This window comes from Frankia sp. R43, assembly GCF_001306465.1.
Classification (GTDB): Bacteria; Actinomycetota; Actinomycetes; order Frankiales; family Frankiaceae; genus Parafrankia; species Parafrankia irregularis.
The window spans coordinates 576,409-597,709 of record NZ_LFCW01000007.1; the positions used below are offsets into that span (position 1 = coordinate 576,409).

A 21,301-nucleotide genomic window follows, 5' to 3' on the forward strand; every position below is an offset into this window, starting at 1 on the left:
CTCCGGCGGGCGCAATGGTGCGTCCGTGAATCTGGGCATCATCGGCCAGGCCATGGGCCTGTTCGCCGTGACCAATATCGACGACATCCTGGTTCTCGCCCTGTTCTTCGCCCAGGGCGCCGGCCACCCGGGGGCGGGCCGCAGCATCGCCGCAGGTCAGTACCTGGGGTTCGTGACCATCCTCGTGGTCGCGGTGGCAGCTGCGTTCGGTGCCACCTTCCTTCCCGAAGACGCCATTCCCTACCTCGGTCTCCTGCCTCTCGTTCTTGGGATCAAGGCAGCCGTGCAGGCCTGGAAACATCGAAACGACTCGGACCGGGAAGGACAGCAGGCCGAGGGAGGCGGCCCGAAGGTCCTGGAAGTCGCCGCGGTCACCGTCGCCAACGGCGGTGACAACATCGGCGTCTACGTTCCCGTGTTCGCCACCGCGGGCATTGGCGGCATGAGCGTCTTCGCGGTTGTCTTCCTGGTCCTACTGGCCGTGTGGATCGTCGCCGGCCGCTACTTCGCCACGCGCCCCGTCATTGCCCGAGCACTCAGCCGATGGGGTCACATCCTGATGCCCGTCGTCCTGATCGGTATCGGCCTGTCCATCCTCGTCGAGGGGGGCGCCTTCGGCCTGTAGCGCCGGCACGCCGGGCGAGTGACGGGACCCGGGGCGGTGGCACACTGTGGCCGTGGTGGATCGGGATGGGGCGATCGACGGCGATGCGCGCTGGGACTTCTTCGTCAGCTACACCCAGGCCGACAGGTCCTGGGCAGAGTGGATCTCCTGGAAGCTCGAAGAGGACGGCTACCGGGTACTCGTGCAGGCATGGGATCTCGTGCCCGGCACCAACTGGGTCTTCGGCATGCAGGAGGGTGTCACCCGCTCCGAGCGGACGCTCGCCGTGCTGTCGACGGCGTACACGAAGTCCGTCTACGGGTCGGCGGAATGGCAGGCTGCCTGGCGTGCCGACCCCACCGGTGCCCGCCGCAAGCTCCTCGTCGCCCGCGTCGAGGACTGCGACCGCCCGGGGATGCTCGGCCAGGTCGTCTCGTTCGACCTGTTCGGCCTCGCCCAGGACGACGCCCGCGACGAACTGCTGAAGGCGGCGAAGCTCGCGGTCACCGGCGCCCGCGCCAAGCCCTCCACCGAGCCACCCTTTCCCCCAGCTGCCACGACGACATCGCCCGCGCCGGCGCCGCCCGGCACCGGCCTGCGACCTGAACCGGCACCGCGTTCAGCGGCTTCCCACCCCGCGGGTCCCATCCAGATCGGAACCGTCTCCGCGCCCGGCGGGACGGCCATCGGGGTGAACCACGGGCGAGTCATCCAGCGAAGCGACGGCGAGCGACCGTCTCCACGGAACGACGGTCAGGCTGGGTGACCAGTGAGCAGGAGGAAGCTCCTGCACCGTCGTGGAGGTGTCGGCACGACAGCGGGCTCGGGTGAACGGGGAGCATAGCCGGGTGACGATCGGCGACGTGTCGGCGCCGGGTGGGCAGGCGGTCGGCGTCAACTACGGGAACGTTCTGCAGCATTGGTTCTCGGGGCCGTTTCGCCTGTTGCGGCAGGCAGTGATCCCGTTGGACCCGTTACCGGGTGATCTGCGGCTGGTCGACCCGGCGAAGCCGGACAACCCGGTGAGCCGGTTTCGAGGGCGCGAGGAGCTGATCGGCCGGATCGACGCATTTCTTGACCGCTGTGTCCGGCAGCGCCGGGGCGGATTCCTGCTGGTCGAGGCGGAGGCAGGGATGGGCAAGTCGGCGTTGGCCGCCTATCTGGCCTTCACCCGTGTCTGGCCGGCCCATTTCGTTCGGCTGGCCGAAGGCCGTTCCCCGGAGTCCGCACGCCGAAATCTCGCCGCGCAGCTCATCGCCTGTTGGAAGCTCGAGGAGGCTGTGCCTGCCGGGATTCTTCCGGAGGGTGCTGAAGCTACAGCCTGGCTGGCCGGCCGGCTGTCGGAGGCCGCTGCCCGCCGCGACCGCGAGGCACCGGGCACGCCTGTGGTCCTGCTCGTCGACGGCCTGGACGAGGCGCCGCAGCCTGCGGTGGGTGAGCTGCCGCTGGGCCTGCCGCCGAGTCTGCCGCCGGGCACGGCGATCATCGCGACGACCCGGCCGAAGTCGGTGGCGATCCCGGCCGCGGCACGGGTGGTCGAGCGCATCGAGGTGCAGAGCACCGCTAGGGCCTGTTTTGGAACCCCGGTTCGTGGCGGATCTTCACCGTGGTGATGATCCGCTGTGGGTCGTGGGGATCTTTCGGATGAGCAGTGGGCAGCGCTGGAGCCGTTGCTTCCGGTGGCGGGACGGGGACGTCCAGCGAGGTATCAGCGCAGGCTGATCGACGGGATCCGATGGCGGGTCCGGACAGGCGCACCATGGCGGGATCTCCCCGTCCGGTACGGGCCCTGGCAGACGGTCTACGGCCTGTTCCGCCGCTGGCAACGGGAAGGCGTCTGGGCGCGGATCGTGACCCGGTTACAGACCCGCGCGGACGCGGCCGGTCTGATCGTCTGGGAGGTCAACGTCGACTCCACGGTCTGCCGCGCCCACCAGCACGCCGCCGGCGCCCGCCGCGACGGCGACACCCAGAAGGAACCACCCGGCGGCGTGACCGTCGAACCGGCCGACCACGGGCTCGGCCGGTCCCGCGGCGGACTGACCACCAAGATCCACCTGGTGGTCGAACAAGGACAGAAACCCCTATCGGTGCTGGTCACCGCCGGGCAACGCGGGGACAGCCCCCAGTTCACCGTCGTCCTCGACCGGATCCGGGTACCACGCCCAGGTCGGGGACGTCCCCGGACCCGGCCCGTGCGGGTCCGCGCGGACAAGGCCTACTCCTCCCGCGCGAACCGGACCTGGCTACGCCGTCACGGGATCGCCGCGACGATCCCCGAGCCCGCCGACCAGATCGCGAACCGGAAACGACGCGGCTCCGCCGGTGGACGCCCACCCCGGTTCGACCGGGAGGACTACAAGGCCCGCCACGCCGTCGAGTGCGGGATCAACCGGCTCAAACGCCACCGGGCCGTAGCGACCAGGTTCGACAAACTCGCGGTCCGCTACGAGGCCACCCTCCACCTCGCCGTGATCGGCGAATGGCTCCGTCCGGCGGCCGGGACCGGACTGTCATGCTGAACCCGCAACCGCCAGCGGAACAGAAGGGCAGGGCCGTGGCCGCCGAACACTACTGCGCCGACAGCGAGAACGGCGACCATGTCGATGACCCTTCCGCACGGGTCCTGACCAGGCTGATCGCGTCCCTGGACCTGGCCGGCAACACCTTCGTCGTGATCCAGCCCGACACCGACGACCCGCCCTGGTTCACCTCCGCCGTCCTGCTCGACTCCCTCACCTACGAAGTCGAACGCCACGACCACCGCACCGGTGAACACAACAAGACCCACACGACCAACCCCGCGGCCATCGCCGGCGACCTCACAGCCTGGATGACCAGCCGCTAACCCGCCGACCAGCTCAACCCACTTCCAAAACAGGCCCTAACCGGCAGGACCTGTTCGACTATCTCACCGCGATCACCGCAAACGATCCTGAGCTGATCGAGGCGCTGCGCACGTCCGGACTCGCGGCCGAGCGGTTCTGCCGGACACTGCTGGACCGTTCCGGCGGGGTGTGGATCTACGCGCTGACCGTGCTTGACGAGATCCGTGACCAGCGCCGTGATCCGGCCGATGTCGCACGGCTCCCCGCCGGGCTGGCCGCGTACTACGCCGACAATGTGGCCCGCGGGCGCGCGGAGCTCGGCGATCGGTGGCAGGCCCAAGGACTGCCGATGCTCGCCACGCTGGCCGCGATACGCGAACCGCAGCCGGCAAGCACCCTGGCCTTGTGGGCGGGCATCGCCGAGGCCGACGCCCGGGCGCTGGTCCGCGGGATGTTCCGTCCGTTCCTCGCGGTCCGCCGTGACGGCGACCCCGACCGTTTCCTGGTTCGGCACCAGAGCCTGCGCGACTTCTGCGCCGGCGACGCCCTAGACGACAGCGAGAACGAGGATCTGCGCCATCTGTCGTACGAGCTGTCCGCCGCCGTCCGGGCGGCCCACGCGCGTATCGCCGCCGACCTGATGGCCTCGGCGACCGCCGGCACGCACGGTACGCCGATGATGCCCGCCTACGCGATGGCGCATCTCGCCGAGCATGCAGCGTTGGCCGGCCTGATCGAGAGCCTGGCAAGTGACCCCGTCTTCCTGGCCACCTGCTCTCCGCAAAGTCTTCTGCGCTACCGGCTGGCCCTGCAGTCGACGGCGGCGCGCGCGGCGTTGATCGCCTACGAGCGGACGCTGCACGACTGGAGGGCCCGCCCGCACGACCCACGCCGCTGGTGGCTGCACGTCTGGGCACGCAAGACGGGCGCGCACGACCTCGCCGAGGCGTGCGTCCGACACACCACGAGTCGTTGGACGATCCAGACCGCGATGTGGGCCGGTTCCGCCCGCGATCACGTCGGCCGCATCGGCTCGGTGACCGCGCTCACGGCGGTCCCCATGCCCGACGGCCACAGCCTGCTCGCCCTCGCCACCGAGGATCTGACGGTCTGGCTGTGGGACGTAGCCACCGGTGAGCCAGCAGTGGGTCCGCTCACCGGACCCAGCCGGTCGGTGACCACGCTGGCAACGACCACCCTGTCCGACGGCCGAGTTCTGCTCGCCGGCACCGGAGAGTCCGAACCTCTGTGGCTGTGGGACCTGACCAGCGGACGGCTGGCCGCCGACCCGCTCGGGGCTCCCGGCCCGTCCACCGCGTTGACGGCGTTCACTCTGCCGGACAACCGCACCCTGCTGGCCTGCGCCGGACACGACGAGACCATACGGCTCTGGGACCCGGCCACCGGCGAACCAGCCGCCGAGCCACTCATCGGACACACCAGCTGGGTGAACGCGCTGGCGACGGTCCCGGGCGCCGACGGCCGGACGCTGGTCGCCTCCGCCGGAGCCGACAGGACGATCCGGCTCTGGGATCCGAACACCGGCGAGCCGGCCACCGAGCCCCTCGCCGGACATGCCAGGGCGGTCATCGCGCTCACCGCCGTGCCACTGCCCGACGGCCGCACCCTGCTCGCCTCCGCCGGAGCCGACACGACGGTCCGACTCTGGGACCCGGCAACCGGCGAACCAGCCGCCGAGCCACTCATCGGACACACAGGCTGGGTGAACACATTGGCAGCAGTGCCGCTACCAGGAACAGTGCCGCTACCAGGTGGGAACATCCTGCTCGCCTCCGCCGGCTGGGACGAGTCAGTCCGGCTCTGGAACCCCGCCAGCGGCCAGCCGATCCTGACCCCCCTCATCGGACACACCGGCTGGGTGAACGCACTCGCGGCTGTCCCGCTGCCCGACGGCCGTACCGCTCTCGCCTCCGCCGCGGACGACCGGACGGTCCTCATCTGGACGCCGACGACACCGGCCGCGGGCGAAATGGCGGGAGTGGCGGGAGTGGCGGGAGTGGCGAGCGAGCTTGAGCGGCATTGACGAACACCGGAAACGACCTTCAGGGCCTGCGGTCTGGATGGCGCACCGATGAGTTTCTCGCGGCGCGCCGGTCTGTATGTCTGGGACCGACTCACGGAAGGCTGGCGCCATGCGGAAACTGATCTACGGCATGAACCTGACCCTGGACGGCTACATCGCCGCGCCCGGCGACGACATCGGCTGGGGCGGGCCGCCGAGCGACGAGCTGTTCGGGTGGTGGCTCGACCAGGACCGGGCGAGCGGCCTGGCCCTGTATGGGCGCAAGCTGTGGGAGACGATGAGCTCCTACTGGCCGACCGGCGACCAGGTGCCGGGCGCCACCCCGGCGGAGATCGAGTTCGCGCGGAACTGGCGGGACACGCCGAAGGTGGTGTTCTCCTCGACGATCGACAAGGTCGACTGGAACACCCGTCTGGTCACCGGCGACGCGATCGCCGAGATCACCCGGCTCAAGGCCGAGGACGGCGGCCCGATGACCATCGGCGGTGCGATGCTCGCCGGGGCGGCCATGCGGGCCGGGCTGATCGACGAGTACGCGCTGGCCACCTACCCGGTTCTGACGGGCGGGGGCACCCCGTTCTTCACCGCGCTGGACAGTTGGACGAACCTGAACCTGCTGGAGACACGGACGTTTCCCGGCGGCGTGGTCCTGACCAGGTACGAGACGAGGCGCTGAACGCCCCGTCCGGGAGTCACGGGCCGATGTTCGGCGGGTGCCGCCCTCATCGTCCTGTCCGGGCAAAGAGAAACCCCGGCCTGGACCCAGACCGGGGCGCTCGTGGTCGCCGGTCAGCCGGCCGTCGGCACCGCCGCGGTCTCCTCGACGACGGTGAACAGGCCACCCTCAACAGTGCTCCAGTCGCCGACGGAGCGGAAACCGACGGTCGCGAGCAGCTTGTCGGCGGCCTCGCTGAGGGTGGGGACGTCGGCGGCGTCGAGGCGGCCGACGATGGTGCCTTCCGTGTCAGCCTCACCACGGACGATCCGGACGTCGAGGGTGTCAGCGTCGACGAACGCGTAGGTGTTCGTGTCGGTCACGGGAGCCTCCTTGGGGCATGGGAGCGATCTGTTCGATTCGTACGAGGGCCAGCCTCTCGCAGCGACACCGACCCGAACCACGCGCCTCCCGAGGTGTCAGAGCGCACCGGCATCTGGCGTGCCGCGGTCGTCCTGCGAGACCAATCCCAGACCGATGGCGGCCAAATCCGGTCCAACCGCAGATGCGGATGCGCTCCACGGTAGATATCGTGCGGTGCCGGTCCGCGGCCGGATGATGTGCGGCCCAGCGCGGTTGGGAACTGCCGGTCCGTGCCTCTGACGTCCCATCGGCGGGGTCGACGTCAAGCCGGTCGACGAAGAGGGCCGGCGCGTGCCCACGACGCCATCGCCAACTCGGACGAGGCGCCTGAGGTCCACGCACCGTCGGATCAGCGCGCGAGGTGGGTTGTGACGGTTAGTCGCGAGCTGGCAGGCTGTGGGTATGGGGACGGGGGTCCTACCAGCGGGTGGGGACGATGCGGCTGCGGGCGGGCCGGCCGGGCGGCACCTGGATTTCTTCGTTTCTTATACGGAGAGCGATAAGAGCTGGGCCGAGTGGATTTCCTGGCAGCTCGAAGCAGCCGGTTACCGGGTACTTGTCCAGGCATGGGATTTCGGTGCGGGTGCACACTTTGTGCATGAGATGCATCGGGCCGCGATTGAGGCCGAGCGAACGGTGGCAGTGCTTTCGGCGGCTTATCTGACCTGTGCGTTCGGTGAGGCGGAGTGGCAGGCGGCATGGGCGGCAGATCCGTCGGGGACGGGGCGGAAGCTGCTGGCAGTGCGAGTGGAGGACTGCGCGCGGCCGGGTTTGTTGGGGCAGCTGGTCGGAGTGGATTTGTTCGGAGTCGAGGAGGAAGTCGGGCGGCGGCGGCTGTTGGCAGCGGCGGGTGGGATGCGGGGGAAGCCGACGGAACCACCATCGTTTCCTGGCGGCGTCGGTTTTCCGGGGCTTACGGGAGTGTGGGAGGCGGTGTGGCAGCCGGGCCGGTCGCCGTTTCCCGGGTTGGACGCGTTCGACGCGAGCCGCGCGGCGGTGTTCAAAGGCCGGGAGGAGGACACCCGCCGGCTGGTTGAGGCATTGAGCGGCCCGGACGCCGGCGGCTTGCTGGCGGTGGCGGGCCCGTCGGGGTGCGGGAAGTCGTCGCTGGTGGCGGCAGGGCTCGCCCCGACGTTGGCGGAGGACGCCGATTGGCTGGTGACAGCGCCGCTGGTGGCCGGCGGTGGGCCGATCACGGCGGTGGCGGGAGTACTGGCGGAGGCGGGCCGCGGCCTCGGGTTCGACTGGACCATGGACAGTCTGGCCGCCCGGCTGGAGGAGCCAGACGCGGTGGTGGGCTTGGCCCGGCAACTGCTGAGGGCGGCCCGAGCACGGCGGCTGCTGCTGATCGTGGATCAGGCCGAGGAACTGCTGAGTCCGGGGACGAGCACAGGGCAGCAGGAATGGTTCTTCGGGTTGCTGGCGGCAGCGGCCGGTGGGCCCGTGCGGGTGGTGGCGACTGTTCGGTCGGAGTACCTGGACGGACTGTCCGAGCAGACTGCGCGGGTCGGGTTGCGGGTGCGGGTGGAGTTGGTGCAGCCGCTGGAACGGGATCTGCTGCCACTGGTGATCACTGGGCCGGCGGGGTTGGCGGGCCTGGACGTCGAGGATGAGTTGGTCGCGCGGATGGTGGCCGATACCGGGGACGGGCAGGGACTGCCGCTGCTGGCGTACACGCTGTCACAGCTGTACGCGCGAGCTCGCCAGAGTGGGGCCACGGTGTTGTCGGGGGCCTTGTACAAGGCGGTTGGCGGGGTTCAGGGTGCGCTGGTCGCACACGCGGCCGCGGCACTGGCGGAAGCGACCGCGGCCTCCGGACACCACGGGGATCAGGTGCTGGCCGCTCTGCTGCACCTGGTCTCCGTGGATGAGGAGGAGCGGCCGGCACGTCGGCGTGTCCCGTTGGAGGATCTGCCGGGTGGGGTGCGGGCGGCGCTGGTGCCGTTCGTGACGAAAAGGCTGCTGACTGTGGACGCCGTTCGGGGGGGTGCAGCGACCGTCGAGGTGGCCCACGAGCGGCTACTGATCGCTTGGCCACCGCTGACCAGGGCGATCAGGATGGCCTCCGATCGGCTGCGGCAGCGCAGCCAGGCGGACGCCGCCGCGGCGGAGTGGAAACGCCATGGCCGGGTTGCGGACCGGCTGTGGCCCCGCGGTCTGGCCGGAGCCGCTCTCACCGCTTTGGGAGACGGAGAACTCACCCCGACGACCCTCGAGTTCTTAAAGGCCGGCCGCCGACGGGGGCGGCAGCGGTTGGTCGCGGCGTTCAGCATCCTCAGCGTGCTGCTACTGGTCGCAACCAGCCTCGGTGTCGTCGCTGAGCTGCAGCGTCAGAGCGCTGACCGGCAGAGCCAGATCGCCAACCGGCAAAGCCAGATCGCGGAGGATCGCCGGCGCACTGCGGTCGCTGACCGGCTGCTCACTCTGGCCGACACCAGTCGTGAGGATGATCCGACCGCCGCGCTGCGATACGCGGTGGCCGCGGGCTCCCTTGCGCCCGGGGATGACACGACAGCACGCATTCGCGGCAACCTCCTCGACACCTTTGCTGAATTACCCGCTCTCCCAGCCGCCCTCTCCGACCTCACCGGTCCTGCATCCGTGGTCGCGTTCGGGTCGGACGGGCTGCTCGCCACCGGCGGCGGCGACGGATACGGACACGGGGAAGTGCGGTTATGGGACACCTCGAACCCTGAGCAGGCCCGCCCCCTCGGCCAGTCCCTCGACCACACCGGCCGGGTGTCCGCAATGGCGTTCGGGCCAGACGGACTGCTGGCCACCGGCAGCGACGACGACGACGGCGGCGGCGACAGGTACGGACACGGGGAAGTGCGGTTGTGGGACACCTCGAACCCTGAGCAGGCCCGCCCCCTCGGCCAGTTCCTCGACCACATCGACAGGGTGTACGCGGTGGAGTTCGGGCCAGACGGACTGCTCGCCACCAGCAGCAGCGACAGCGACGGATGCGGGCAGGTGCGGTTGTGGGACACCTCGAACCCTGAGCAGGTCCACCCTCTCGGCCAGCCCCTCGACACCGGCACGGCGTACGCGGTGGCCTTCGGACCAGACGGACTGCTCGCCACCAGCAGCAGCGACGGGACGGTGTGGCTGTGGGACACCTCGAACCCTGAGCAGGTCCGCCCCCTCGGCCAACCCCTCGACCACACCGGCCCGGTGAACGCGGTGGCCTTCGGACCAGACGGACTGCTCGCCACCAGCAGCAGCGACGGGACGGTGTGGCTGTGGGACACCTCGAACCACGAGCATGTTCACCCCGTCGGCCAACCCCTCGACCAGACCGGCCCGGTGAACGCGGTGGCCTTCGGACCAGACGGACTGCTCGCCACCAGCAGCCGCAACAGCAGCGGCGGCGGGACGGTGCGGCTGTGGGACACCTCGAACCCCGAGAAAGCCCACCCCCTCGGCCAGCCCTTCGGCTGGGGGCCCGCGGTGGCGTTCGGGCCGGACGGGTTGCTGGCCACTAACAGCGACAGCGACGGACACGGGGGGATACGGCTGTGGGACACCTCGAACCATGGACATGTTCACCCCGTCGGCCAACCTCTCAACCACACCGACCCGGTGAACGCGGTGACCTTCGGACCGGACGGACTGCTCGCCACCAGCAGCAGCAGCAGCGGCGGCGGCGGCGGCGGCGGCGGGACGGTGCGGCTGTGGGACACCTCGAACCACGAGCAGGTCCACCCCCTCGGCCAACCCCTCAACCACACCGACCCGGTCTACGCGGTGACCTTCGGACCAGACGGACTGCTCGCCACCAGCAGCAGCAACAGCAGCAGCGGCGGCGGGACGGTGCGGCTGTGGGACACCTCGAACCACGAGCATGTTCACCCTGTCGGCCAACCCCTCGGCCAGACCGGCCCGGTGAACGCGGTGGTGTTCGGGCCAGACGGGCTGCTGGCAACCAGCGGCAACGACGGGACGGTGCGATTGTGGGACACCTCGAACCCTGAGCAGGTCCGCCCTCTCGGCCAGCCCTTCACCGGCCACGCCAGCTGGGTGTCCGCGATGGCGTTCGGGCCGGACGGGCTGCTGGCAACCAGTGACGGCGACGGGGCAGTGCGGCTGTGGGACACCTCGAACCCTGAGCAGGTCCGCCCTCTCGGCCAGCCCTTCACCGGCCACGCCAGCTGGGTGTCCGCGATGGCGTTCGGGCCGGACGGGCTGCTGGCAACCAGCAGCCTCGACGGCGACGGGGCAGTGCGGCTGTGGGACACCTCGAATCGTGGGCAGGTCCGCCCCCTCGGCCAGCCCTTCGACGACACCGGCCGGGTGTCTGCGGTGGCGTTCGGGCCGGACGGGCTGCTGGCAACCAGCAGCCTCGACGGCGACGGGGCAGTGCGGCTGTGGGACACCTCGAACCCTGAGCAGGTCCGCCCCCTCGGCCAGCCCCTCGACCACACCGGCTGGGTGTCTGCGGTGGCGTTCGGGCCGGACGGGCTGCTGGCAACCAGCGGCTACGAGGGGACAGTGCGGTTGTGGGATGTCGAGGAGCTGCAATGGCTACGGGAGCATGCCTTCGAGGTGGCGTGCCGGCTGGTAAATCATGGTCTGACCGAGTCTGAATGGCGTAAGTCTGTCTCCGATATGGACACTGATCCGTACCGTGACTCGTGCGGAAACCGACGCCCAGCCGGCTGACCACGATCGGGCCTGACAGGCTCTGTTGACCGAGGCCGCGTCTGGATCGCAGCGATCCGCTCGCTCGGCGACACCGACCTCGGCGCAGCCTGATTCCGCACAGCGCAGGTGTTCGGCCCAGTTCCGCCGGATAGGGTTCTACGGACCGCACGGCGATCCGGCCAGCGGGTCGGAGTCGTTCTCGGCGCGCTGATGGGTCTCCATCCGCCGCGCGCGTTCCTCGTGCTCGCCGTACAGGTCCCGCTCGCCGCTCCGCCGTACCTCATGTGGCCCGGCGGACAGCTCAGCGAGCATCACGGCGCTGATCGCCATCTCGTCAGAGAGCTCGGCGAGATCTCCATCAGGGGTTTTGGTCGACAGCGCTGCTGGGAGCACCCGCGGTCAACCTGTCGGTCGGCGGCCCATTGCTCAGCAGCCGACAACCGTCGGCACTTTTGGCTGGTCATATCCCGTTCCGGCCAAGGATCGGCCACCACTGAAAGTTGGCCGATCGGGATTCAGGAGAATCCATCGAGTGGCAATGATACGCGAACCATCCGGCCGCACTGAAGCACGAGGCGATGGATCGATTGCGGGTACGAATCGGTTCGGTGCATTACTTGTCGGGGTTTCTCAGCGCCTGCGAACATACCCTGGAAGGATCCCGCTTCTCGAGAAACGGCCATCGGCGAATCACGGGAGCATCCGCAGTGGACAAGGTCGGAACAGTTGACGACATTCACGCCGCCGCCACGGCCCTGACCGGCCTCACCGATTTCGGTCCGCCCGATTATCATGAGGGGCTTGAGATCATCCTGGCCGCCTACCAGGACGAGGCCGACCTCACACCGCTCGGCGTCGCGATGGCCCGCGACGAGTTGCGCGACATTCTGGTGGCCCGCCTGTTCAGCGAGGCCGGCTGGCAGCGCTATCCCGAGTACGCCGAGGTTCCGATCGAACGGCCGCTGTTCATCATCGGAATGCCCCGCACCGGCACGACCACGCTGCACCGGCTGCTGACCGCCGATCCGGCCCATCAGGGCCTGGAACTGTGGCTGGGCGCCGCTCCGCGTCCCCGTCCGCCGCGCCCGAGCTGGGCCGACGACCCGATCTTCCAGCTCGTCCAGGGGGCGATCCAGGCATTCCTGGATCGGAACCCGGGCTATCTCGGTATCCACAACCGGGACGCGGCGAAGGTCGAGGAATGCTGGCTGCTCACCCGTCAGTCGATGATGTCGGCCTTCTTCGAGTTCACCGGGCACGTGCCGACCTACTCGAGCTGGCTGGCCGGGCAGGACTGGACGGCCGCCTACGAGCGCCACCGCCGCAACCTGCAGCTGATCGGGCTGCCCACGCCCGGCCGGACCTGGGTGCTCAAGTACTCCGGCCACATGCTGTGCCTGGACGCCCTGCTGGCCACCTATCCGGACGCGCTGATCGTGCACACCCACCGCCGGCCGGCCAGCACCGTGCTCGGCTCGGCCTGCAGCATGGTGAGCCGGCTCGCGGCGGGCAAGTCGACCAGCTTCCACGGCGACGCGATCGGCCCGGCCCTGCTCGAGCTGGCCGACCGGGCCCTGACCCGCTTCGCGGCGGACCGGGCCCGCCACGACCAGGCCCATTTCCACGACGTGGAGTTCGACGAGTTCACCGCCGACCCGCACGGGGTCGTCGCCGGAATCTACGAGCGGCTCGGCCGCCCGGTGCCCGAGCATGCCCGCGCCGCCATGGCCGAGGTGCTCACCGAGGACGACCGGCTGCGCTCCCACCGTTATGACCTCGCCGAGTTCGGCGTCACCGCCGAGCAGGCCGACGCCCGCCTCGCCGGTGTGGTCTGACCGCCCACCGCACCGAACGGAGACATGATGACCACGACGGCGCCCACCGGGACGGCGGAAGCGGCCCTGGCCCGGTGGGGTTTCTCCGAATGGATCGCGCAGACCCGGCGGACCGGCGAGTTCATCGACACCCCCGAGCTGGACGGGGTCAACGACGCGGTCATCAGCGTCGACGGCCGCCCTATGGTCAACTTCTCCGGCATCGGCATCCTGGGTTGGCAGCATGACCCGGAGGTCCGCAGGGTCTTCGCCGCCGCGGCGGCCGAGTACGGCCTGGTCGTCGGCGGTTCGCGGCTGGTCCAGGGCCTTTCCCGGCCGCACCTGGAACTCGAGAAGCTGGTGGCAGAGATCACCGGTCAGGAGAAGGCCCTCACCTTCGCCACCGGCCTGCTGGCGAACTTCGGTTTCGTCCACGCGATGAAGGCCCGGTTCTCGTTCGCCGACGAACCCGGGGTGAACAACGCCGACATGGTCCTCGTACTCGACCGGGACAGCCACTGGAGCATGTGGAAGGCCGCCGACGGGTTCAAGTACGGGCGCAACCTGTTCGACTTCGAGCACAACGACGTCGCGGAGCTGCGCAAGCTGCTGGCCGAGCTGGGCGACCGGCGGGTCGTGGTCGGTTTCGAGACGGTCTACTCGTCCGACGGCTCGATGGCGCCTGTGGGCGAGATCCTCGATGCCTGCGAGGAGTTCGGGGCGGTCAGTTTCGTCGACGACGCCAACGGGTTCATGGCGTACGGCAACGGTGGCCACCGGTTCGCGGCGGAATACGAGGCACTGCGCCGCGCCACTTTCCGGATGGTGTCGTTCGGAAAGGCCGTCGGCCTGTCCGGCGGCGCCATCGTCGGGCCGGCGGACGCCATCGACGCGTTCCGTTTCCTGTCAGGCACGTCGATTTTCACGACGAACATCCAGCCGCCCACCGCGCAGGCCATCACACACGTGCTCGACCGGATGCGGCGCGACCCGTCGGTGATGGAGCGATATCTCGACCGGATTGACCGGCTGCGGGAACGTCTGATCGCGGTCGGATGCACCATCAATTCCACGCCGACCTTCGTCACCTCGATCGCCGTCGGTTCCAACGAGACCGCTGTTCGGGTACGGCGGGATTTTCTCGAGCGCGGCTACCTGGTGCCGATGTTCGTCTATCCGGCGGTCCGGAGGAACGAGGCGGTGATCCGTCTGCTCGTGAACAATCGGCTGTCCGACGAGCAGCTCGACGGTTTCGTCGAAACGCTGGCCGAGCTCCGCACGATCCACGGTTTCTGACAGCGCCCAACAAACCTGCCGCGGGCCGGGCCGAGCGAGGGGCACCATGGATTCCCAGTCACCAGACCCTGCGTCACCGTCCGCGGCGATCCCCCGGCCGCTCACCCCGTTGGTCGCCCCGCTGGTCGCCCGGCCAGCGGGGCGACCAGTCGCCCTGGTCACCGGGTGTTCGAGCGGCATCGGCCTGCGCAGCGTCCCGGCGCTGGTCCGGCGGGGGTTCCACGTCGTCGCCACCCTGCGCGACCTGGGCCGCCGCGGCGCGCTCGACAAGGTCGCCGACGAGCACGTCACGGTGCTCCGGTTGGACGTCACCGACCAGCGGACGATCGACGAGACCGTCGCCGACGTCCTGGCCGCGACCGGCCGTATCGACGTACTGGTCAACAACGCGGGGACAGCGCCGCCGAACTTCGTCGAGGAGGCACCGCTGGCGCAGTGGCGATCGGTGTTCGAGACCAACCTGTTCGGCCAGGTCGCGATGACCAACGCCGTCCTGCCCGCGATGCGGGCACGGGGCCGGGGCCGGGTGGTGATGATCTCCAGCGTGGGCGGGCGGGCACCGACTCCCCTGCTCGGCGTCTACTGCGCCTCGAAGTTCGCTCTCGAGGGGTACGCCGAGACCCTGCGGCTGGAACTGCGGCACTCGGGCATCGACGTGGTGCTCGTCGAACCGGGCTCCTACCGGACGCCGATCTACGACACGCCGCTGCTGGACGCCCCCGTCCCGGTCGAGTCGCCCTACGCGGACGACTTCGTCCGGCTGCGCGCGTTCTACGGCGAGTACATCGCCCACCACCTGCGTGACCCCGACGAGGTCGCGGAACTGGTCGCGACCCTGGCCACCCGCAGGCGCCCGCGCCTGCGTCATCCGATCGGCACCGACGCCTGGATCAAGCTTGCGCTGCACGCCCTGCTCCCCTGGCCGGCCTACGAGCGGCTGACCCGCCGGCTGATCGGCCTGCGGCCGTAGCCGCCGCCGGGCGGCCGAGCACCTGCGGCGCGTAGTTCCAGGCTTCTGGCCTGGCATTTCGCCGCCCACAACGATCGGAGCGCTGATGGCGTCCATTCCGCAGCCACCTGGCGTCGACGTCGTCCGCGGTGCTGGCGACGCGGTGTCGGGAGGGCTGGCCGCCGGCCGGCGGCGGGTGGTGCTGGCGATCTGCTGCACAAGCGTGTTCGTGGTCGCGATGGACGCGACGATCCTCAACGTCGGCCTGCCGTCGATCAGGAGCGACCTGCACGCCGCGGACTCCGGGCTGCAGTGGGCCGTGGACGCCTACAGCCTGGTCATGGCAAGCCTGCTGCTGTTCTCCGGCTCGATGGGTGACCGGTTCGGACGAAGGCGCGTGTTCCGAACCGGACTGACACTCTTCTCGATCGGCTCGTTGCTGTGCAGCCTGGCGCCCGGGCTCGGTTGGCTGACTGCATTCCGGATGGTCCAGGCGGTCGGCGGCTCGATGCTCAACCCCGTCGCGCTGGCAATCATCACCAACACCTTCACCGATCACCGCGAGCGAGCGCGTGCGATCGGCCTGTGGGGCGGGATCGTCGGTCTGAGCCTGGCGCTCGGGCCGGTTGTCGGCGGGCTGCTGGTCGACACGATCGGCTGGCGGTCGATCTTCTGGCTCAACGTACCGGTCGGCGCCCTCGCACTGATTCTCGCCGGACGATATCTACCCGAGTCGCTGGCGCCGCGGGCCCGGCGTTTCGACCCGGCAGGCCAGGTGCTCGTCGCCGTCACCTTCGGTACGGTCACCTACGCGATCATCGAGGCGCCGGAGGCCGGCTGGGCCTCCCCACCGACAGTCGCCATGTTCATCGCCAGCGCCCTCGCTCTCGCCGGGCTGGTCGCATGGGAGAAGCGGCGCCCGGACGCCCTGTTGGATGTGCGGTTCTTCCGCAGCGCACCGTTCTCCGGGGCCACAGCCATCGCGATCTGCGCGTACGCGGCAATGGCCGGGTTCCTCTTCCTGAACACCCTCTACCTCCAGGCCGTGCGCGGCTACTCCGCGATGGACGCCGGCCTGCTGACACTCCCGATGGCGGCCGTCGCGACGCTGACGTCGCCGATCTCCGGTCGCCTCGTGGCCAGCCACGGCCCTCGACCGGCGCTGATCATCGCCGGGATCGCGATACCCGCCAGCGGAGTCATCCTGTCCTTCCTGAGCAGCTACGAGGGTCTCGCGCCGGTCATCTGCGCGTACGTGCTGTTCGGCGTCGGGTTCGGAATGGTCAGCGCCCCGACCACGAACATCGCGGTGTCCGGCATGCCGCTCGCCCAGGCAGGCGTCGCGGGAGCGATCGCCGGTACCAGCCGGCAGATCGGCATCGCCCTCGGTGTGGCGGTCTTCGGCTCGGTGGCCGCCCATCGCTTCGCAGATGGCTCCGGAACGGCGGCCATCGACCCAACCAGCGCACCACCCTGGTGGATCATGACCGGCTGCGGACTGACCATCGCCGCACTCGGCGTTCTCACCACCGGCCGCTGGGCGCGGGAAACCGCGGCCCGGACCGCAGCGCTCTTCACCCCCCGGCCGGCGCCACCCGAGCCCGAGGCGCCATCCCCGCCACCGCCCGCGCCGAGCAGGTGAACGCCGCCGGTCCCACCGCGGCCGGCGGGGTCTCGGCTGGCATCGACGAAGGCGACGGCCCTCACGTCCCCACCGGTCCAGCGAGGCCGCCGATGGCGTGGCGGACGAGATCGGTGAGGGCTTCGCGGTCGTCGAGCGCGTCGTCGGGGACGCTGTAGTAGGCGCGGACGGTCACGGTTCCGCCTGCCGCCTGGTAGGTGAACGGCCGACTGCCCGCGCTCTCCCACGCCGGCCGTTCCCGGTCGGGGACCCTGACGTAGACGGTGTCCATGACCATGGCGACCTGGCGGCCGGCGTGGCAGATCGCCCAGCCGCCGAAGAACCGTCGCAGGCTCATCCCGCCGAGCCCTTCGACCTGGTCGAGAACGTGCTCGGCGAGGTCGCGCTGCCCGCTCACGGCCGGGTGGGGGCGGTCCGGACCGGCCGAGCCGTCTCGATGACAAGTTCGGCGACCCGGGTCGAGGAGGCCGGGTTCTGTCCGGTGACGAGCTGGCCGTCGCGCAGGACGTGCGGGGCGAAGGGCCGGCCCGCGCGGTAGTTCGCGCCCAGCGAGCGCAGCCGCTGTTCCAAGGAGAACGGTACGAGGCCGGTCGCGGCGACCAGTTCCTCCTCACTGTCGCTGAACGCGGTCAGCTGCCGGCCGTTGACTACGGGGCGTCCACCGACATGGAGGTCCACGAGCGCGGCGGCGCCGTGGCAGACCGCCCCGACCGTCCCGCCCCGGGACAGAACCGAGGTCAGCAGGTCGGCGAGTGGCGGGTTGGCGGGGAAGTCCCACATCGTCCCGTGCCCGCCGACCAGGAACACGCTGTCGAACGCGCCGCCATCCAGGCCGGCCAGCGGCACGGTCGCCGCGAGGCGGGCAAGGGCGTCGGGATCGGCACGGAACCGGTCCACCGCGTCGGTGGCCGCGGCCGGGGCGAGGCTGGCGGGGTCGACAGGAGGCTGCCCGCCGGCGGGCGAGGCGAGGATGACCTCGATTCCGGCGTCGGTCAGGGCGTGGTACGGGGCGGCGAGTTCCTCGTACCAGAAGCCGGTGGGACGGTCGGAGTCGCCGAAGCGGGCGTGCGAGGTGAGGACGAGCACTGCTCGGGAGCCGGACAAAGGAGCCTCCAGGAGAATCTGAGCACGGTGAAGCGGACGTAGGTGGTCGATCAGCCAGCGAAGGGCTGGCGTGCCCCGGGCCGGGTTCGGGCGCTGTTTCGCGCCTGGCCGAGGGTGAACCGCTTCGGCGGAGCGGGTGGCTGGTCAGCCAGGTGGTTTGCGCAGCGAGGTCACGATGTCGTCGGTGACCTGCCGCAGCCGGGATGGTGCGGCGCCGGACCGCACCAGGACCAGCACACCCTGGTAGTCGACCAGCAGCCGCAGCGCGAGACGGGCAGCGGGCGGGCCTGCCGGGACCTGCCCAGCCGCGCGGGCACGTTCCACCGCACCGGCGAAGCCCTGCTCGATGGCGTCCAGCCCGCGCCGCACGCCGCGGGTGGTGAGCTCGTCGAGCGCGTAGGACTCCACCGCGCTGTTCGTCACCAGACAGCCGGGGTCACGATCCAGCCCGGTCTCGAACGTCGAAGTGAAGTAGCCGCGGACGCCGGCGAGCGGATCGTCGACTCGTTCGAGGTGCTCGGCGACCCGGCCGCGGACCACCCTGTCGACGTAGGCGTCCAGCACGGACCGGAAGATCTCGTCCTTGTTCCCGAACGAGCGATGCAGACTCCCGGGATGCAGCCCGGTCGCGGCCTCCAGGTCCCGCAGAGACGTGGCGTGGAAGCCCTGCCGGCGGAACAGCTGCATCATCGTCAGCAGGACCTCGTCGGAGTCGAACAGCTGCCGCCGCCCCATCGCCCTCCGCCACTTCCAAATAGTTGGTCGATCGACCACAAATCTAGCGGAGCGTCCAGACCTGTCAACCCGGCGCCGCCGGTCGGCCAGGAAGCGGGGCGGCCCGCCCGCCCGTCCGACGGTCGGGATCAGGCAGGCGGGCCGACGGGGCAGGGGTACCCGCTCCGCTCGACACCGGAAGATCCACCTACCTGCTGCCAGACGGCACGGTGCTGGTAACAGTCAGGAGGATCCGTGGGGCTTGGCCGGCTGGTCCGGGCCACCGACATCCGTGGACACGACGAAGGCGAGCCATGCGGTGTAGTGTTGTGTACACACCGGTACACAAGGAGGGCTCCATGGCCACGACGAAGGTGGGGATCCGTGAGTTCCGCGCTGGACTCGCGGACTACATCGCCGCCGACCACCCGATCGCGGTAACGCGGCACGGCCGGACGGTGGGGTTCTTCATCCCGACAAAGACCGACCTCACGGCCGAGATCGCCGCACTGAGGTCCGCGGCGGCGCGACTCGACGAGATGCTGGCGCTCGACGAGACCGAGATCGATGAACTCGTCGAGGACTACAAGGAAGCCCGACGCGGAGAGAGCCGGTAGTGGAGATCCAGCGGCGACTGGTTCTGGATGCCAACATCCTGATCCGGGCCGTCCTCGGGCGTCGTGTCCGCCAGATCATCCTCGATCACTCCGAGCGGGTCAGCTTCTTCGCCCCCGAGGTCGCATTCGCTGACGCACGGCGCTACCTGCCAACACTGCTGGAGAAGCGCGCGTCGGCGAGAATGCGCTGGGACCACAGCAGCCGGTAGAGACCTTTCTCCGCGGCGCGCAGAAGCGTGTCGGCGAGCGAGATCGGCACGAGGACGCAGGCATCCAGCACGACTGTGACGGGGGTATCAGGGCGCCGTCGTGCCGGCAGATCACCGCCTGGCTGCTATGAGGGCGGCCTTGTAGTCCTCGATCCTGGCCTCGTAAAATCCCGCCTCGGTGGCATCGTCGGTCATCCGCTCCAGTGCGGCCCGACGCTCGGCGCGCCGTCGCTCCCGGTAGGTCAGCAGGTCGGTGAACGGGACACGGCGGTGGCGGCCGGGTTAGCCGAAGGGGATCTGGCCCTCCTCAACGAGGATCTTTCTTCTGGGACGAGGTCCGGGACCTCGTCGATCCCGACCTCATGGGAGCCTTTCCCGGCCTCTTCGTCCCCGACGCCTCCGTTGCGAACGGGTAGCCCCTCGCACGGCCGCGCCGGCTTCCCGCTCCTACGGCCACGTTAGCGGACGCCGTTCTGGCCCGGGCTATGGCGCCGGATGCGGATGCGGTCTCGTACTCGGAGAAGTCCAGCTGCCACGCCATGATCGGTCCGGTCGGACACAGTCCGCAGCCGACCCGACCGAGGCTCGTCAGACAGCCCTTCCAGCCGATCGGCGGCGATCCGCTTCCGCCACTTCGCCACCGTCGACAGGGGCACCCCGACCGCCGCCACGACCTGCCCGTTCGTCCAACCCTCCGCGCACGCCAACACAATCCGCGACCGCTGCGTGGGCGCCTGTGACGTCTTCGGACGACGCACCCAACTCTCCAGCACCTGCCGCTCCTCGCCGGTCATCACGATCTGCACGGCGGTCGGTCCAGGCGTGTCGCCATTCTACGATCCATAAATGAACTAAAGACTCGGAACACCAGGAAGTAGCCTACTGCCAACGTCGATTACGGCTAGGCGGAAATGAGCCAAACAGGCTACCATACTCGCCGGTGTCATCAAAAAAAGAAAAATCTGGACCTGCACTCTTCACGGCCGCACGAAGACGGGCCACCAATACCGAGGGGGCTTCGAGGGGCACGCAGAGTGACTCGGCGACCCACGATTGCTCAGCCTCTATCGCCGGACGATCTGCCAGCATGTCGCGACAGAGAAGATCTGTCGCCGACTCCATTGCGCTCAAGTCCCCACCCGCAGAATACCCTAGGGAGTCTCTCCAGTAGGGAAAGCCAACCACCAGCACGAGTGCCTCACGTAAGTCGGTCGCGATAATTCCAGCATCACCTTCCGAGCTCGCGTACAGCACAGGACGGGGGGAACCTACCACGCCACACAGATAGAACCTGCCACCCGTAAAATCTCCAGCAATAGCTTCGAGTGGTAGCCCGGAAGCCAACCTTGGAGATCCACGACACGCCTTTCGTCTGACGTCAAATTCAAACGCGTCCGCCAGGAGTGCCGAGAGCTCCTGATCTTCATCTATCCGCCGCAGGAAATCAGTGGAATCGCGCATCGTATAATCATAGCAAAGCACGGGCACACCACCCACGAGGCGCGCCAACTCCGGCGACCCACGAAGGGATGCGACCCAGGAGGTCGTCTTGGGCCGAATCCCTTCTGCGCCACCCATCATTCCTGTCTTTCGATAATACCCAAGCAATCCCTGGATTCCCGAATTGAAGTAACCCGGGTCGCCGTACTGTCGCTGGCCTATTCCACGCAAGTCCCAAATATCCCGAGCAAGAACAGCTCGGCGGTCTCCTCACCCCCGTCGCCAGCCGTCTCGGGTGCCTCCTCGTCCAACACACCC

Annotated in this window: 19 protein-coding genes and 1 pseudogene; 14 read left to right on the top strand and 6 right to left on the bottom strand. The window is 69.4% G+C overall.

Going from position 1 to position 21,301, the window contains the following annotated elements; all coding sequences use genetic code 11:
• Positions 1-25: 25 nt before the first annotated feature.
• The 7 genes from ACG83_RS29805 (at position 26) to ACG83_RS29835 (ending at position 6,152) form a co-directional block, all read left to right on the top strand.
• The gene (locus ACG83_RS29805) at positions 26-625 is read left to right on the top strand and encodes a cadmium resistance transporter (RefSeq protein WP_054569654.1); all 600 of its coding nucleotides are present in this window, start codon (positions 26-28) and stop codon (positions 623-625) included.
• Positions 626-671: 46 nt separating this feature from the next.
• Complete coding sequence (locus ACG83_RS29810) at positions 672-1,370, top strand: toll/interleukin-1 receptor domain-containing protein (RefSeq protein ID WP_063793236.1); 699 nt, start codon at positions 672-674, stop codon at positions 1,368-1,370.
• 82 nt (positions 1,371-1,452) lie between these two features.
• Positions 1,453-2,217, top strand: coding sequence for an ATP-binding protein (locus ACG83_RS29815; protein ID WP_054569547.1), 765 nt, complete (start codon positions 1,453-1,455; stop codon positions 2,215-2,217).
• 9 nt (positions 2,218-2,226) lie between these two features.
• Positions 2,227-3,126 (top strand): IS5 family transposase, encoded by a 900-nt coding sequence (locus ACG83_RS29820; protein ID WP_054565812.1) that lies wholly within the window; start codon positions 2,227-2,229, stop codon positions 3,124-3,126.
• A gap of 35 nt (positions 3,127-3,161) precedes the next feature.
• Positions 3,162-3,452 carry a hypothetical protein gene (locus ACG83_RS29825; protein WP_083473123.1) on the top strand — a complete coding sequence of 97 codons (291 nt, stop codon included), beginning with the start codon at positions 3,162-3,164 and terminating at the stop codon, positions 3,450-3,452.
• Positions 3,453-3,619: 167 nt separating this feature from the next.
• On the top strand, positions 3,620-5,476 hold the full coding sequence (locus tag ACG83_RS29830) for a WD40 repeat domain-containing protein (RefSeq protein ID WP_054569548.1): 1,857 nt from the start codon (positions 3,620-3,622) through the stop codon (positions 5,474-5,476).
• 109 nt (positions 5,477-5,585) lie between these two features.
• The gene (locus ACG83_RS29835; protein ID WP_054569549.1) at positions 5,586-6,152 is read left to right on the top strand and encodes a dihydrofolate reductase family protein; all 567 of its coding nucleotides are present in this window, start codon (positions 5,586-5,588) and stop codon (positions 6,150-6,152) included.
• Positions 6,153-6,265: 113 nt separating this feature from the next.
• On the opposite strand, the gene ACG83_RS29840 is transcribed toward ACG83_RS29835, so the two are convergent.
• On the bottom strand, positions 6,266-6,514 hold the full coding sequence (locus ACG83_RS29840) for a hypothetical protein (RefSeq protein ID WP_054569550.1): 249 nt from the start codon (positions 6,512-6,514) through the stop codon (positions 6,266-6,268).
• Positions 6,515-6,956: 442 nt separating this feature from the next.
• Here ACG83_RS29840 and ACG83_RS29845 point away from each other — a divergent pair, with 442 nt between their 5' ends.
• Positions 6,957-11,216, top strand: a complete 4,260-nt coding sequence (locus tag ACG83_RS29845; protein ID WP_083473670.1) for a TIR domain-containing protein — start codon at positions 6,957-6,959, stop codon at positions 11,214-11,216.
• A gap of 162 nt (positions 11,217-11,378) precedes the next feature.
• Here the strand turns inward: ACG83_RS29845 and ACG83_RS29850 are convergent.
• Positions 11,379-11,591: pseudogene (locus ACG83_RS29850) on the bottom strand (hypothetical protein); the annotation flags it as partial.
• A 314-nt stretch (positions 11,592-11,905) separates the two neighbouring features.
• Between ACG83_RS29850 and ACG83_RS29855 the strand changes: the two are divergent.
• The 4 genes from ACG83_RS29855 (at position 11,906) to ACG83_RS29870 (ending at position 16,899) form a co-directional block, all read left to right on the top strand.
• The gene (locus tag ACG83_RS29855; RefSeq protein WP_054569552.1) at positions 11,906-13,033 is read left to right on the top strand and encodes a sulfotransferase; all 1,128 of its coding nucleotides are present in this window, start codon (positions 11,906-11,908) and stop codon (positions 13,031-13,033) included.
• Positions 13,034-13,060: 27 nt separating this feature from the next.
• Positions 13,061-14,308, top strand: a complete 1,248-nt coding sequence (locus tag ACG83_RS29860) for a pyridoxal phosphate-dependent aminotransferase family protein (protein WP_054569656.1) — start codon at positions 13,061-13,063, stop codon at positions 14,306-14,308.
• Positions 14,309-14,354: 46 nt separating this feature from the next.
• Positions 14,355-15,278: an SDR family NAD(P)-dependent oxidoreductase gene (locus tag ACG83_RS29865; RefSeq protein ID WP_083473671.1), complete on the top strand. Its 924-nt coding sequence runs from the start codon at positions 14,355-14,357 to the stop codon at positions 15,276-15,278.
• Positions 15,279-15,363: 85 nt separating this feature from the next.
• Entirely contained in the window at positions 15,364-16,899 is a 1,536-nt protein-coding gene (locus ACG83_RS29870; protein WP_083473672.1) for an MFS transporter, read from the top strand.
• Between the two features lie 61 nt (positions 16,900-16,960).
• Here ACG83_RS29870 and ACG83_RS29875 read toward each other — a convergent pair whose 3' ends face one another.
• The 3 genes from ACG83_RS29875 to ACG83_RS29885 all read right to left on the bottom strand — a co-directional run bounded on the left by ACG83_RS29875 (position 16,961) and on the right by ACG83_RS29885 (position 18,738).
• Positions 16,961-17,296: a TfoX/Sxy family protein gene (locus ACG83_RS29875; protein WP_054569554.1), complete on the bottom strand. Its 336-nt coding sequence runs from the start codon at positions 17,294-17,296 to the stop codon at positions 16,961-16,963.
• Positions 17,293-18,003: a type 1 glutamine amidotransferase domain-containing protein gene (locus ACG83_RS29880; RefSeq protein ID WP_054569555.1), complete on the bottom strand. Its 711-nt coding sequence runs from the start codon at positions 18,001-18,003 to the stop codon at positions 17,293-17,295. The genes ACG83_RS29875 and ACG83_RS29880 overlap by 4 nt, the downstream gene beginning before the upstream one ends.
• A 144-nt stretch (positions 18,004-18,147) precedes the next feature.
• Positions 18,148-18,738 carry a TetR/AcrR family transcriptional regulator gene (locus tag ACG83_RS29885; RefSeq protein WP_054569556.1) on the bottom strand — a complete coding sequence of 197 codons (591 nt, stop codon included), beginning with the start codon at positions 18,736-18,738 and terminating at the stop codon, positions 18,148-18,150.
• 338 nt (positions 18,739-19,076) lie between these two features.
• Between ACG83_RS29885 and ACG83_RS29890 the strand changes: the two genes are divergently transcribed.
• Positions 19,077-19,334, top strand: coding sequence for a hypothetical protein (locus ACG83_RS29890; RefSeq protein WP_054569557.1), 258 nt, complete (start codon positions 19,077-19,079; stop codon positions 19,332-19,334).
• A complete protein-coding gene (locus tag ACG83_RS29895) occupies positions 19,334-19,543 on the top strand; it encodes a PIN domain-containing protein (RefSeq protein ID WP_054569558.1) in 210 nt (69 codons plus the stop codon). The genes ACG83_RS29890 and ACG83_RS29895 overlap by 1 nt, the downstream gene beginning before the upstream one ends.
• Before the next feature lie 458 nt (positions 19,544-20,001).
• On the opposite strand, the gene ACG83_RS29900 is transcribed toward ACG83_RS29895, so the two are convergent.
• Positions 20,002-20,337, bottom strand: a complete 336-nt coding sequence (locus ACG83_RS29900) for a helix-turn-helix domain-containing protein (protein WP_235498280.1) — start codon at positions 20,335-20,337, stop codon at positions 20,002-20,004.
• Positions 20,338-21,301: the final 964 nt, after the last annotated feature.

Excerpts from the sequence above, each read along its gene's own strand:
- ACG83_RS29860 (WP_054569656.1), top strand. The coding sequence starts at position 13,061 with ATGACCACGACGGCGCCCACCGGGACGGCGGAAGCGGCCCTGGCCCGG.
- ACG83_RS29890 (WP_054569557.1), top strand. The coding sequence starts at position 19,077 with ATGGCCACGACGAAGGTGGGGATCCGTGAGTTCCGCGCTGGACTCGCG.
- ACG83_RS29865 (WP_083473671.1), top strand. The coding sequence starts at position 14,355 with ATGGATTCCCAGTCACCAGACCCTGCGTCACCGTCCGCGGCGATCCCC.
- ACG83_RS29885 (WP_054569556.1), bottom strand. The coding sequence starts at position 18,738 with ATGGGGCGGCGGCAGCTGTTCGACTCCGACGAGGTCCTGCTGACGATG.
- ACG83_RS29870 (WP_083473672.1), top strand. The coding sequence starts at position 15,364 with ATGGCGTCCATTCCGCAGCCACCTGGCGTCGACGTCGTCCGCGGTGCT.
- ACG83_RS29835 (WP_054569549.1), top strand. The coding sequence starts at position 5,586 with ATGCGGAAACTGATCTACGGCATGAACCTGACCCTGGACGGCTACATC.
- ACG83_RS29900 (WP_235498280.1), bottom strand. The coding sequence starts at position 20,337 with ATGACCGGCGAGGAGCGGCAGGTGCTGGAGAGTTGGGTGCGTCGTCCG.
- ACG83_RS29845 (WP_083473670.1), top strand. The coding sequence starts at position 6,957 with ATGGGGACGGGGGTCCTACCAGCGGGTGGGGACGATGCGGCTGCGGGC.